Genomic DNA, 12869 nt, shown 5'->3' on the forward strand with positions numbered 1-12869 from the left:
GGATCAGGCCTCCGTCTTCGCGGCTGCGACTGCAGCCTTGATGTCGTCGCCGCTCGCCTTGGCGCCGATCAGCTGATCGACGATGGCGGTGGCGGTGTCTTCGGCAATCTGGCCGACTTCGGCAAAAGCTTTTGCCTTGATTTCGCCGATGCGGGTTTCGGCAGCAGCGAGCTTGCCGGCAAGTTCTGCTTCGATTGCGGTGCGATCGGCGGCGGCCTTGGTCTTGGCGGCCTCGCGAGCGGTTTCGGCAATCTTGTGTCCCTTGGAACGGGCAGCTGCCAGTTCCTTTTCATAGGTCTCGACGGCAGCGTCCGCTTCCGCCTTCAGGCGGGCGGCCTCGTCGAGGTCCTGAGCGATCCGGTCGTGGCGGTGTTCGAGAATGCCGCCGACGCGGGGAACGATGACCTTCTTCATCAAAAGATAGAAGAGGCCGAAGGTGATGACGAGCCAGAGCAGCTGCGACGAAAAATGGGTCGCGTCGAACGGCGGAAAGACGCCGCCGCCATGGGCAGCGCCGGTTTCGGTATGCGCTTCGCCAGCAGGCGCGGCATGCGGATCAGTAGCGGCCGGCGCGGTTTGCGCATATGCCGAGGTCACGAACATCATCACCTCCAGGTGTATTCCAAATGCGAAGGATCACGGCGCGCTGTTTGAGAAGCGGCCGCGATCCGATATTTCCTGGACAGATCTTAGACTGCGTACAGGAGCAGGAGAGCGATGAGCAGCGAGAAGATGCCCAGAGCTTCCGTAACGGCGAAGCCGAATACCAGACGGCCGAACTGGCTGTCAGCGGCGGACGGGTTGCGCAGAGCGCCCGACAGGTAGCTGCCGAAGATGTTGCCAAGGCCAAGAGCCGTGCCGGCCATGCCAAAGCAAGCCAGGCCTGCACCGATGAACTTTGCTGCTTCCGCTTCCATGAGAAACTCCTTCGAAATGGTTGTTGCGGCTGATGACTGACGCCTCAGGACGCCAATGTCGGTTATCCTTAGTGCCCGCCGGGATGGATCGCATCGTTGAGGTACATGCAAGTCAGCACCGCAAAGACGTAAGCCTGGAGGAAGGCGACGAGGAATTCGAGACCGGTCAGGGCGACCGTCATGATGAGAGGCAGGACTGCGCCGCCGACGCCCAGTGCGCCCATGGTTCCGAGCGAGGCGACGAAGCCCGCGAACACTTTGAGCGTGATATGGCCGGCCAGCATGTTCGCAAACAAACGAACGGACAGCGAGATCGGACGGGACAGGAACGAAATGACTTCGATGGCGACGACCAGCGGGATCAGCAGGCCGGGAATGCCGCTCGGCACGAAGAGCTGCAGGAAGTGCAGTCCGTGCTTGTAGAAGCCGTAGACGATGACGGTGCCGATGACCAGCAGCGCCAGCGCAAAGGTGACGATGATCTGGCTGGTGATGGTGTAGAAATACGGGAACATGCCGAGCAGGTTGGCGGTCAGCACGAACATGAACAGCGAGAAGACCAGCGGGAAGAACTTCATGCCGCTGCTGCCGGCGCCTTCGCGCAGCATGCCGGCGATGAATTCGTAGGACATTTCCGCGACCGACTGCGCCCGGCCGGGGATCAGGCCGCGCTGCGAGGTGGCGAAATACAGGAAGCCGGCGGCGCAGGCGACGGTGGCGACCATGAACAGAGATGCATTGGTAAAGGAGAAATCGATGCCGCCGATCTGGATCGGAACGATCTTGCTGATCTGGAACTGATGGATCGGATCGTTTGCCACCGTCTACCTCTTGTCCTTAGCCGCGCCAGGTCGGCCCAATTTTCATTCAGGAAGCAGAGCCTCAGCGGCCACCGTTTCCCTTCTCATCCTTGCCGTTTTGCCCGGTGATAAGCGGCGACGGAGCCACCTTTCCCACGGAGCGAAGCACATTCAACACACCGGCACAGAACCCGAGGAGAAGAAGAACAATCATCCCCCACGGCGCAGTGCCGGCAAAACGGTCGAGCATAAAGCCCAGAATAGCCCCCACCGCGACTGCGGAGATGAACTCGGAGGAAAGCTTGAAGCCCAAGGCCATGCCTTTTCGGCTCTCCTCGGATTGCGCGTCCCTCTTCGCCTCTGCCGCGTTGTCAGCCTTCCTGTCCGCAAGTTCCGCGGACAAGCGCTTCCGGCGCTCTTCCAGACCATCGTCGCGGTGATCCGTCATGTGCGTCCTCCCCTATTTCTGCTTCCGGCACAACCGGTTTTATGCTTTCCAACCGCAAAAAACTGCAGTTAGCGAGGGATTTCGCGCCATCCGGCCCGTTTTCAAGTCGCGCGCAACATAGTTTTGCCCGTCCCTATAGTCAAGGCGTCCAAGGTTCTTCGTTCTAGGTAAATTAACCGAGCAAATTCAACCGCTTAAAACCGATACAACCGAAGTCGGGTAAAACTGCCGCGGGAATCGCTGCCTGTTGCGGCGATAGGGGAGCGGCTCAGCTCCAGCCGCCGCCATAGGTACGATAGAAGACGTGCAGGCCGATGCGGCCGACCTTCTTCATCGTGCGCGCCCAGTCCGGGTGGACATAGACCGCATGATAATGGGTGGCGGAACCGACTTCCGGCAGCCAGATCTTGCCGGCGGTCACGGCCATCGCCACTTCACGGGCCATCGTCCAATGATATTCGGAGCGGATACGATCCTTGATATTGTCGCAGGCAAAGGAGAACTGGCAGCGGTTGCGCCAGTCCTCGTTCTGGTAGACGACGTCGCAGATCGTCTTCGGATAGGCCGGATTGCGCACCCGGTTGAGGATGACCTGCGCGACGGCGGCCTGGCCGCGGGCGGATTCGCCGCGCGACTCGAAATAGATACCGGATGAGAGGCATTGCTGCTGCTTGGCCGAGAAAGAATCGGGCGGCAGCGGGGTTGCGGCCCAGGCATGGTCATCGGCGCTGATCGGCGGGATGAACCGGCCGGGCTTTTTCTTGTCAGTCAGAATGGCGTCGAACGGTGACTGTTTGGCGAAATCGGGTTCCGCCGGCGCATAGGCGGCGGCCAGCACGTCAGCATTCGGATTGTTGATGAGGCTGGCGATCATCGGCATGAGCTCGTCTTCTGCCCGCCTCGGTTCATCCTTGCGGAAATAGAAGGACGCGAGCTCTACCGGAGCGTCATTCTTGCCGGCCTTCAAGAAGGCTGTCATCGCATCTTTCTCTTCGATGGGCGAAGTGAGCGCACTCGAACGCTGCAGCACGGAGCCGGCCGAAAAGGCCCTAGGCGGCTGCATGGGCTCGACGCTGACGATGCGGCCCTTCTTGGCGGCACGGTTGACGCGGTCTTCATCCGGGCGCGGATCGGAGGACTGCTTTTCGTCAACAAGAGCTATCTTGCGGCCATCGGGAAGTTCGAGGCCGGCATTGCCGGAGACGGCATTCTTGACGCCGGGAAAAGCGAGCGAGGCCTGATGGATGGAGCCCGCCGGCGAATCGGTCAGCACCATGCGCCATTGTTCGGCGCCATCGAAACCGGTCAGAAGATCGGCGAGATCGCCGTGAGCCGGGGCGGACGGAAAGATCAGCCAGCAGGCAAGGCCGAAGACGGCCGGGGAAGTCCATCCACTCAGTCCGGATGAGGACCTGCGACGCAAAACGCTCTTCGAACGCAAAACCTTAAACTCCACAGGGCAACAAGAACCCGATGAAGATCAATCATTAACCTTGATGAGCGGTTAACGCCGGCAGCCGAAAAGCCCGGTACCCGGCCTGAATTAGCACATTCACATCAATGTCAGCGAAGGGCACGCCAAATGCCGCGCCTCAGATGATCACATGCGAGCCGAGTTCGACGACGCGGTTGGCGGGCAGATGGAAATAGTCGGACGGGTCGGTCGCGGTATTGGCCATGGCGATGAACAACCGGTCCTGCCACATGGGCATGCCGGAAGCGGCATCCGGCACCAGCTTGCGGCGGCCGAGATAGAAGGAGGTCGACATGATGTCGAACTTGAAGCCGGTCTTGCGCAGATAGGCAAGCGCCTGCGAGACATTATGGGACTGCATGAAGCCGAAGCGCAGTTCGATCAGCGTGAAGCGGTCCGACAGCTTTTCGATCTTGAACCGCTCCTCGAGCGAGACACGCGGCTTGTTGACCGTGATGATGGTAAGCACCACGTTCTTTTCATGCAGGACGTGGTTGTGCTTGATGTTGTGCAGCAGGGCGGCCGGCGCGGTTTCCGGGTCGCTGGTCAGAAAGATCGCGACGCCGGGCACGGAGACCGGCGCATGATCGCTCTTCTTTTCGACCATCGGAATGAAGGTCTCGAGCGGCACGTCGATGCGACGGGTCTTTTCGAACAGGATCGCGGTGCCGCGCTTCCAGGTCCACATGACGATCGTGAAGATGATCGCCATCATCACCGGCACCCAGCCGCCGTCGTGGATCTTCAACAGGTTGGCGCCGAGGAAGACCAGTTCCAGGGCAAGAAGCGGGGCCAGAATACAGATCGCAAAGGTCTGCGGCCATTTCCACTTTATCCGTACGAACTCGAACGCCATCAGGGTGGTGACGACCATGGCGCCGGTCACCGAGATACCGTAGGCGGTGGCGAGCGAATCCGAGCTTTCGAAACCCAGAACCAGCGCGATGACGCCGACCAGAAGCAGGGTATTGACCGACGGCAGGAAGATCTGCCCGGTATTGGTCTCGGAGGTGAACTGGATCTGCATGCGCGGCAGGTAACCGAGATGGATACCCTGGCGCACCAGCGAGAAGGCGCCGGTGATCACCGCCTGGCTGGCGATGATGGTTGCGGCGGTCGCCAGAATGACGACCGGCAGCAGCGCCCATTGCGGGAACATCAGGTAGAACGGGTCGGACATCGCCTCCGGATGCTTCAGCACCAGAGCGCCCTGCCCCAGATAGTTCAAGGTCAGCGCCGGGAAGACAAGCGTGAACCAGGCCCACTGGATCGGCCGGCGGCCGAAATGGCCAAGATCGGCATAAAGCGCTTCGGCGCCCGTCACCGTCAGGAAGACGGCGCCGAGAACGACGATGCCGACGAAGTTCTCGTTGAGCATGAATTCGACCGCATAGAGCGGATTGAAAGCCGCCAGAATGCTATAGTCATCCGAAATATGGGCGATGCCGCCGGCACCGATGACGATGAACCAGACGGCGGTGATCGGCCCGAAGAAACGGGAGACCAGACCTGTCCCCTTCGACTGGATGGCGAAAAGCCCGATCAGGATGCCGACCGAGATCGGCAGCACGGCACGGCTCATCGACGGTGCCACCAGCTTCAGGCCTTCGACCGCCGACAGAACTGACAGCGCCGGGGTGATCATCGCGTCGCCGAGGAAGAGTGCTGCGCCGATCAGGCCGAGCAGCATCAGCAGCGCCCTGTGACCGTTGGCGGACTTGGTCAGAAGTGCCAGCAGCGAAAGGGTGCCGCCTTCGCCGTCGTTGTCGGCGCGCAGCAGGAAGAGCACGTATTTGAACGTGACGATGATCGTCAGCGTCCAGATCATCAGCGAGATGAGGCCGATGACCTCAAGCTCGGTAACGCCGTCTTGGGCAATCGGCTTCAGAGCTTCGCGAAAGGCATAAAGCGGGCTCGTGCCGATGTCGCCGTAGACGACGCCGACGGAGCCGAGTGCGAGCGCAAAAAGGCCCTGGACCTTGGTTTTCTCGGCAGCGTGATGTTCAGCGGGGTGACCCATGGGATATCCGGCCTAAAGCCAGCCTTTCCAGCGAAAGAAGAAAAAGGGGATGATGGCGGACATGAGCATCGCGAGGATCGCGAGCGGATATCCGAGATGCCAGTCGAGTTCCGGCATGAAATGAAAGTTCATGCCATAGATGGAGGCGACGAGCGTCGGCGGCAAGAACACGACCGACGCGATGGAGAATATCTTGATGATGGAATTCTGCTCGACATTGATGAGGCCGAGCGAGGCATCCAGCAGAAAGGCGATGTTGCCGGCGATATAAGAGGCATGTTCCGAAAGCGAATCGACATCCCGCGCCACCGTGCGACAGAGATTGTCGTCGCTCTTGTCCTGGCTGATCAATGGCACGTTCATCAGGAAGGTCAATAGCCTGGCAAGCGAGCCGAGGCTGTCGCGCACCTTGCTGATCAGCCGATGGTATTCGGCGATGTCGGCAAGCTTACGCTCCAGGAATTGCGGCGGCCGGCGCTTGCCGCGATCACGGAAGATATCCGTCGACAGTGCATCGACGCGATCGACCGTCTGCTCGAGAATTTCCGCGGTGCGATCGGCAATGGTTTCGAGAAGTTTTGCCAAAAGCGTGGCACCATCGCGCCCGGCCTCCGGGAGGCGGCTGAGGCCGGCGATGAACAGCTGGAAGCTTTTCGGCTCGGCATAACGCACGGTGATCAACCGGTTGCCGGACAGGATGAAGGCGATGTCGGTGAGCTGCGGATCCTTGCCGTCGGCGCGCCAGACGAGCGACGCGGTCATGAACACGGAATCCTTCTCGATATAAAGGCGGCTCGAGGGTTCGATGTCCTTCAGGTCGTCGCGGGTCGGAACCTGAATTCCGAGGAGACTTTCGACATAGGCGTCTTCCTGCGGTGTCGGTTCGATCAGATCGATCCAGACGATATCGTCGGCAAGCTGTCGCAACGCCTCGGCCGGTGCAAGCGTCTTCATCGAGCCAGTGGCGCTATAGGCATTGATCAATCGTGGTCTCCGGCCGAAGTTCGTCGGCCTTGAACGAGAAGCGGGCTTGCCGGTTCCCTGGTTCCGGGACCGCCAGCCGGCCCCCGGCGGGACGGGCCTATAGAGACAGCCGCCGTCAAAATCAAGAGCCGTACAAATCCCGCAGTGGGCGCCGCAACATGACTCTCCGGCCGAATATGTTCAAGGGGCCTTCAGTAACAAGACGATTCGCGGCCTACATCAAAGCCTTGACCGGAAACGTCCACGAAAGTACCTCCCCACCAGCGGCAGGGAGGTATTCCAAAATGCCGCGGCATATTTATTCGAAAACGATTGCCGGCGCCTGTCGGGGAGTGAGGCCGCCGAGTTCGGCCCATACCCTGGCGGCAATCTCCCGGTAGATCTTGGCCGAGGCACCTTGCGGATCGGAGGCCACGACCGGAGTGCCGGCGTCGGAGCGTTCCCGGATGTCGATCGTCAGCGGAACCTCGCCAAGGAAGGGCACGCCGATCCGCTCTGCCTCGGCCTTGGCCCCGCCATGACCGAAGATGTCGTAACGCTTGCCGGTATCCGGTGCGAGGAAATAGCTCATGTTCTCGACGATGCCGAGCAGCGGCACCTCGACCTTGCGGAACATGGCGATGCCCTTGCGTGCGTCGAGGAGCGCCAGATCCTGCGGCGTCGAAACGATCACCGCGCCGGCCAGCGGCACCTGCTGGGCCATGGTGAGCTGCACGTCGCCGGTGCCCGGCGGCATGTCGACGACGAGCACGTCGAGGTCGCCCCAGGCAACTTCGCGCAGCATCTGCAGCAGCGCCGACTGAACCATCGGCCCGCGCCAGATCATCGCCGTCTCCTCGTCGACGAGGAAGCCCATCGACATGGCTTTCAGCCCGTAATTCTCCATCGGCTTGATGATGCGGTTTTCGATCTGCTGCGGCCGGCCGGTGATCTTCAGGAGGCGCGGCACGGAAGGACCATAGATATCGGCATCGAGAATGCCGACGCGCAGGCCATTCGCCTGAAGCCCAAGCGCGAGATTGACCGCCGTGGTCGACTTGCCGACGCCGCCCTTGCCGGATGCCACGGCGATGATGGCGCCCACGCCCGGCACGCCGGGCTTTTCCCGCTGCGGCGGCTGGCCCGGCTGCTGGCCCTGGGGCGGATGGGAATGCCCGTGGTCATGGCCGTGACCGGAATGCGAATGGGCTGCCGGAGCGGCGGGCTGTGGACGCGGCGGCGGGGCCGAGCCGGCCTTGCGGTCCGCCGTCAACGTCACCAGAGCGCCCTTTACGCCCGGCATCGCCTTGACCGTGCGCTCGGCCGCCATGCGCAGCGGTTCCAGCTCATTCGCCCGCGCCGCCGGCACGGTGATCGAGAAGTAAACCTTGCTGTCAGAGATAAAGACGTCCGAGACCATGCCGCGCGAGACGATATCGCCTTCGAGGTCCGGTCCGCGCACTTTCGCAAGAACCGCCAGAACTTCCTCTTTCGTCACTTCAGCCATGATGTCAAAACTCCCGAATGCCTATACGGTCCCCTCCCTCAAGACGGGATGCCGCGTTCGCAGATATATAGGAGTTGGGCATTGCCGGGAGCAAGCAAGATAAACCGCCGTTCGATCGGCAGCCATGTGGCGCACTGATCGAACGGCAGCTTTTCTTGTCACGCCTCTTGGGGCGCTTGCAGTCCCCTCTGGACCTGACGCTACAGAAGCACGAAACATGCCAGACGGGAAGATACTTCCTATTGATGAGCTTTTTCAGCCACTTCCGGCCAAAACGCCTGCTGCGTCGCAATATTCCTTGGCGGAAGCCGCGTTCGGCGCCGATCAAGGCTTGAGCAGCGATGAAATTTTGTGCACCGCAGCATCCGTTTTAGTTATTTGATCAAACCGATTCTCAGCGCCTTGGCGACCGCCTGGGTGCGGTTGACCGTATCGAGCTTCTTTGCTGCGCGATTGAGGTAATGATTGACCGTATGTTCCGACAGGCCGAGAATTTCGGCGATCTCGGCGCTTGTCTTGCCGGCAGCGGTCCAGTTGAGGCAGTCGATCTCGCGGTCAGTCAGCGTATCGGTCGGGCGCACATCGAGGTTGCGGATTTCCGCCAGCCGCTCGAAGACATGGATGGAGATATACATCAGCTCCATCATCTGCTGGTGCGTGAATGTCAGGCCGTCGCCTGCGAAGGAAACGGCGCCACGGCTGCCGGACATGTCATGGACCGGAAAATAAGCCCCCCGAACGACACCGAATTTTCCAAAAATGCCGCGGATGGCCGGTCCTTGGCGCTCGGGTGGCACCGTGTCCAGATCGAAGGTGAACGGGATGGTCGAGGTGCGCAGCCGCCGGAGCACGGGGCTCGTCTGCATCATGCCTTCCCGATCGAAAAGGGACATCAGTTCCGCCGGCCAGTTGGTGATCACCGTATTGTTGGACAGTTCGAGCGACGTGGCGTGGGGCAGGTTGAGAACCATGAACGTGCGGCAACCGTAGTGCTCCGCCATCCGCTTCATAAACCGGAAGACGTCGAACTGGGTCTTGAGATCGGCGATTTCTTCGACGTTTCCGTCAAAGACCCGAGGGACTTCTGCTTTCTCGGTATTGGCCATCACTTGCTTCTCTGCTCGCCCGGTGGCGTCGAACGATCCCTGGTATTTCCCATACATCCGCCCAATCGGCCTTTCGTATTCGCAGTTCCCGTCTCAGACGCTTGGAACACAAGAGGCTCTCCGGATTTGCCCGGACATATCCCGCTGAACGTGTCCGCGTGGCGGAGGACTGCCATTTCAAATTTCAATTTGCTGCTGAATTCGTGGCTATTATTAATTCCGGATAATGATGACATACGTCCTCAACTTCGGATAATGATGACATCTGCTCGCATTTGCAAACCCTTGCATGCCTCCAGATGCTTGTCAGGAGATATTTATTGGGGATCAAATCACTTATGCGGGGCGTTTGCCGACTCTCTCGCGTCGATGATACTAATTGATCACCTCGGCATGCAATTGGAGATTTCACTTGGTGACCACATACACTTTCGAAGGCCGTGTCCTTTCCTCCTCCCTCTGCGAACTTGGAGAAGGCCCGTCCTTCGAATCGGAGACGGAAACGCTCTGGTGGTTCGACATTCTCGGCAAGGGACTGCATGAATTGCATCTGCCGACCGGGCGGGAGATCGTTCATGCATTGCCGGTGATGGGCAGCGCGCTTGCGTCAATCGATGCCGCCCGACAGCTGATCGCGAGCGACAAGGGGCTTTTCATCCGCGACCGCGCCACTGGCGAGCTTTCTCCCTATCGCGAACTGGAGCCGGAAAAGCCGGGCAACCGCTCGAACGACGGAAGGGTGCACCCTTCCGGCAGCTTCTGGATCGGAACGATGGGCCGGAAGGGGGAGGACGGCGTCGGCGCGATCTATCATGTCCGGCAGGGCGAGGTGACGAAACTCGTCGACCACATCAGCATTCCCAATTCGATCTGCTTTTCGCCTGACGGCGCGATCGGTTATTATGCCGATACCCGCGCCAACCGGCTGATGCGGATATCCCTCGACCCCGCGACAGGCCTGCCAAATGGCAAGGCCGAAGTCCTGGTCGACGAGAACGGCAAGCCGGGCGGCATCGACGGCTCGATCTGCGCCAGCGACGGAACCCTCTGGAACGCCCGATGGGGCCAGGGGGCCCTGGATCATTATTCGGCCGACGGCCGGCATCTGTCGCGTTACCTGGTGCCGGCCCGGCGCACCACCTGCCCGGTCTTCATCGGCAAGGATCGGCTGGCCGTGACGTCCGCCTGGGAGGGACTGGACGAGGCTGCCCGCGCCGCGGACCCCCTCGCCGGCTCGCTCTTCGAGATCGCGGTCTCGATCGAATGCGATCCAGAGCCCGTCTATCGCCTATAAAGAATGCAGAGGGCATACCAAACTAGCAAAACGCAAAAAAGTTCCCGCTTAATCGCCTAAAATTTCGGCAATCTTGCCCGGAACTAATCGCCTTTCATAACATTTTCCTCTCGAACTGGCGCGGCGGAGAACTCCGCAACCCAGCGCCGTGTGTTCGAAGAGATAAATTGAGCAGAGGAAGGTAGGTTCGTTATGAAGAAGACCCTCAGCATGATGGCAGCCGCAGTTCTTTTGGCGTCCACCGCCATTGCACCGGCGCTTGCGCAGACCCAGCCTCCGCCGCCGGCCTCCCCGGCTCCGGCAGCTCCTGCCGCTCCGACGGCTCCGGCTGCAAAACCGGCTGGCAGCGCCGCAACGCCAGCTCCGAAGACTGGCACCGACACGGCGAGCGCGTCCGGCGGCTATCTGACCGAACAGGCCGAAAACCAGATCAGCGCCAACGACTATATCGGCAAGTCGGTCTATAACGCACAAAACAAGAGCATCGGCGACGTTAACGACCTCATTCTCGAAGAAAACGGCGGCATCGTTGCAGCCGTGATCGGCGTCGGCGGCTTCCTCGGCATCGGCGAAAAGGAAGTCGGGCTGCCGATGAACAAGATCACCATGACGCGTGATGTGAACAACAACAACGAGATGCGCCTGACCACGACGGAAACGGCAGAAGCTCTTCAGGCTGCTCCGGAATTCAAGACCCTGGCAGACAAGCAGGCGGAAACCGACCGGACGACCACGTCCTCCACCGGCACCTCGATGCCTGCAGGCGGCGCCACCAACCCGTCGACGACCCCGGCTGCCCCGAGCAAGTAACCGCGCGGTCGGTTAAGGGTCCGGAACGGGTGACACGTCGTCACCACGAAACGGGGCGGTACCGCAGGTGCCGCCCTTCTTTGCAGGCGCAGATCGCGAAAGCCAAATCTCGGGGGTTAAGCCCGTTCGATGGTCATAAAATCGCGGTAGTGTTCCTGGAGATAGCGCAGGGTGGCGGCGCTGTCGGCGGGTCTGCCGTAATAGTAGCCCTGCCCCATCGCGCAGCCGAGTTCGTTGAGCTTGTCCGCGTCGGCCTTTTCCTCGATGCCTTCCGCTACCACGGCCAGGTTAAGGCCGTCACACATGGCGATGATCGCCTTGACGATATGCTCCGACGCCCGGTCCGTGGTGATGCGCGAGACGAACGCGCGGTCGATCTTCACCTTGTCGAAGGTGAAGTCCCGCAGCCGCCCGAGGCTCGACTGGCCCGTGCCGAAATCGTCGAGCGAGATACGTACGCCCTGCTGGCGCAGGTCGGTGATGATGCGCTGCGCCGTATCGGCGGATGTCATCACCGCTGTTTCGGTAATCTCCAGTTCCAGACGATAGGGATCAAGCCCGACGCGTGCGAGCGTCGCGAGGATGGTCTCGGTCGTGCCGGGGTCCATCAGCTGTGCTGAAGAGAGATTGAAGGAGAGGAAAAGCTCGCGCGGCCAGGAGAGTGCTGCCTCCGCAGCCTTGCGCAGTAACGTTTCAGAAAGTGCGTCAATAAAACCGCGCTCTTCGGCAAGGGGCACAAAAACCGCAGGTGAGACGAAGCCGAGATCGGCGTCGATCCAGCGGGCGAGCGCCTCGAAACCGACCACACCGCCATCGCTGATGCGCACGATCGGCTGGAAGTGGACGTCCACGGCATCGGCAATGATGGCGTTGCGAAGCGCCTGCTCCAGCTGTGTCGCCCGCTTCATTTCCTGGGCGATCTCGCGTGAATAGACAGTGATCTGCCCGCGGCCGCGGCGTTTGGAGCGGTAAAGCGCGGTTTCGGCGCTTTTCAGCAGTTCCTCGAAATCCTCGCCGGCAAAGGGATAAATCGCAAAGCCGAAGGAGGCCGAAAGGCGAACGTTGCGGTCGCCGAGATCGTAAGGCGCGGACAGGACGTCCTTGATCATCTGGCCGATGCGCTCAGCGCCGATGCGCTCGAAGACCAGAGGCAGGATGAAGGCGAACTCGTCGCCATCATGGCGGGTCACGGTCGCGCCGTCCGGAATGCAGGCTTTCAGCCGATGGGCGACCTGGCAGAGGATCTCGTCGCCCGCTTCGGCGCCGAACAGATCGTTGATCGGCTTGAAACCGTCGAGATTGGCAATGCAGATGGTAAAGGGTGCGGGATCCTGGGCCCGCTCGGCGGCCAGCAGGCGCACCTTGTCGCGCAAACGATATCTATTTCCCAGCCCCGTCAGGGCGTCGCTGTAGGCCATAGCCTGAAGTTCATTCTGGCTGACCTGCGGCAATGGGTTTCCCGCCGACTTCATGAATTATCCCGTTGCGCTTCACAGACCGGCGAAGGATGCGGGAAAAAGATTAAAAAAT

Annotated in this window: 13 protein-coding genes; 3 read left to right on the forward strand and 10 right to left on the reverse strand. The window is 60.7% G+C overall.

Annotation, left to right across the window (positions count from 1 at the left end):
- Positions 1-3: 3 nt before the first annotated feature.
- The 8 genes from AC1DLT_RS04375 to apbC all read right to left on the reverse strand — a co-directional run bounded on the left by AC1DLT_RS04375 (position 4) and on the right by apbC (position 8129).
- The gene (locus tag AC1DLT_RS04375; RefSeq protein WP_080719266.1) at positions 4-603 is read right to left on the reverse strand and encodes a F0F1 ATP synthase subunit B; all 600 of its coding nucleotides are present in this window, start codon (positions 601-603) and stop codon (positions 4-6) included.
- An 86-nt stretch (positions 604-689) separates the two neighbouring features.
- Positions 690-917: a F0F1 ATP synthase subunit C gene (locus tag AC1DLT_RS04380; protein WP_007774919.1), complete on the reverse strand. Its 228-nt coding sequence runs from the start codon at positions 915-917 to the stop codon at positions 690-692.
- 68 nt (positions 918-985) lie between these two features.
- Complete coding sequence (locus tag AC1DLT_RS04385; protein ID WP_038540360.1) at positions 986-1738, reverse strand: F0F1 ATP synthase subunit A; 753 nt, start codon at positions 1736-1738, stop codon at positions 986-988.
- Positions 1739-1799: 61 nt separating this feature from the next.
- Positions 1800-2165: an AtpZ/AtpI family protein gene (locus AC1DLT_RS04390; RefSeq protein WP_477486014.1), complete on the reverse strand. Its 366-nt coding sequence runs from the start codon at positions 2163-2165 to the stop codon at positions 1800-1802.
- 268 nt (positions 2166-2433) lie between these two features.
- Positions 2434-3588 carry a cell wall hydrolase gene (locus AC1DLT_RS04395; RefSeq protein ID WP_247138659.1) on the reverse strand — a complete coding sequence of 385 codons (1155 nt, stop codon included), beginning with the start codon at positions 3586-3588 and terminating at the stop codon, positions 2434-2436.
- A gap of 169 nt (positions 3589-3757) precedes the next feature.
- Positions 3758-5659 carry a potassium transporter Kup gene (locus AC1DLT_RS04400; RefSeq protein WP_247138661.1) on the reverse strand — a complete coding sequence of 634 codons (1902 nt, stop codon included), beginning with the start codon at positions 5657-5659 and terminating at the stop codon, positions 3758-3760.
- A gap of 12 nt (positions 5660-5671) precedes the next feature.
- The gene (locus AC1DLT_RS04405) at positions 5672-6643 is read right to left on the reverse strand and encodes a magnesium transporter CorA family protein (protein ID WP_151041137.1); all 972 of its coding nucleotides are present in this window, start codon (positions 6641-6643) and stop codon (positions 5672-5674) included.
- Between the two features lie 298 nt (positions 6644-6941).
- Positions 6942-8129 carry an iron-sulfur cluster carrier protein ApbC gene (gene apbC / locus AC1DLT_RS04410; protein ID WP_477486015.1) on the reverse strand — a complete coding sequence of 396 codons (1188 nt, stop codon included), beginning with the start codon at positions 8127-8129 and terminating at the stop codon, positions 6942-6944.
- Between the two features lie 217 nt (positions 8130-8346).
- On the opposite strand from apbC, the gene AC1DLT_RS04415 reads away from it, so the two are divergent.
- Positions 8347-8511, forward strand: coding sequence for a hypothetical protein (locus AC1DLT_RS04415; RefSeq protein ID WP_477486016.1), 165 nt, complete (start codon positions 8347-8349; stop codon positions 8509-8511).
- Here AC1DLT_RS04415 and AC1DLT_RS04420 read toward each other — a convergent pair.
- The gene (locus AC1DLT_RS04420) at positions 8504-9235 is read right to left on the reverse strand and encodes a helix-turn-helix transcriptional regulator (protein WP_051899651.1); all 732 of its coding nucleotides are present in this window, start codon (positions 9233-9235) and stop codon (positions 8504-8506) included. The two genes, AC1DLT_RS04415 and AC1DLT_RS04420, sit on opposite strands and share 8 nt — an antisense overlap.
- Before the next feature lie 412 nt (positions 9236-9647).
- Between AC1DLT_RS04420 and AC1DLT_RS04425 the strand changes: the two genes are divergently transcribed.
- Positions 9648-10529, forward strand: a complete 882-nt coding sequence (locus AC1DLT_RS04425; protein WP_038540342.1) for an SMP-30/gluconolactonase/LRE family protein — start codon at positions 9648-9650, stop codon at positions 10527-10529.
- A gap of 192 nt (positions 10530-10721) precedes the next feature.
- Positions 10722-11339, forward strand: a complete 618-nt coding sequence (locus tag AC1DLT_RS04430; protein ID WP_038540339.1) for a PRC-barrel domain-containing protein — start codon at positions 10722-10724, stop codon at positions 11337-11339.
- A 116-nt stretch (positions 11340-11455) separates the two neighbouring features.
- Here the strand turns inward: AC1DLT_RS04430 and AC1DLT_RS04435 are convergent, their stop codons facing one another.
- Positions 11456-12811 (reverse strand): putative bifunctional diguanylate cyclase/phosphodiesterase, encoded by a 1356-nt coding sequence (locus AC1DLT_RS04435; RefSeq protein ID WP_038540336.1) that lies wholly within the window; start codon positions 12809-12811, stop codon positions 11456-11458.
- Between the last annotated feature and the right edge of the window lie 58 nt (positions 12812-12869).

The organism is Neorhizobium sp. 05N33, from assembly GCF_056397445.1.

Bases quoted from the DNA above. Each gene is read 5' to 3' on its own strand.
- AC1DLT_RS04380 (WP_007774919.1), bottom strand. From the start codon at position 917: ATGGAAGCGGAAGCAGCAAAGTTCATCGGTGCAGGCCTGGCTTGCTTT.
- AC1DLT_RS04420 (WP_051899651.1), bottom strand. From the start codon at position 9,235: ATGGCCAATACCGAGAAAGCAGAAGTCCCTCGGGTCTTTGACGGAAAC.
- AC1DLT_RS04415 (WP_477486016.1), top strand. From the start codon at position 8,347: ATGCCAGACGGGAAGATACTTCCTATTGATGAGCTTTTTCAGCCACTT.
- AC1DLT_RS04390 (WP_477486014.1), bottom strand. From the start codon at position 2,165: ATGACGGATCACCGCGACGATGGTCTGGAAGAGCGCCGGAAGCGCTTG.
- AC1DLT_RS04430 (WP_038540339.1), top strand. From the start codon at position 10,722: ATGAAGAAGACCCTCAGCATGATGGCAGCCGCAGTTCTTTTGGCGTCC.
- AC1DLT_RS04375 (WP_080719266.1), bottom strand. From the start codon at position 603: ATGTTCGTGACCTCGGCATATGCGCAAACCGCGCCGGCCGCTACTGAT.
- AC1DLT_RS04400 (WP_247138661.1), bottom strand. From the start codon at position 5,659: ATGGGTCACCCCGCTGAACATCACGCTGCCGAGAAAACCAAGGTCCAG.
- apbC (WP_477486015.1), bottom strand. From the start codon at position 8,129: ATGGCTGAAGTGACGAAAGAGGAAGTTCTGGCGGTTCTTGCGAAAGTG.
- AC1DLT_RS04435 (WP_038540336.1), bottom strand. From the start codon at position 12,811: ATGAAGTCGGCGGGAAACCCATTGCCGCAGGTCAGCCAGAATGAACTT.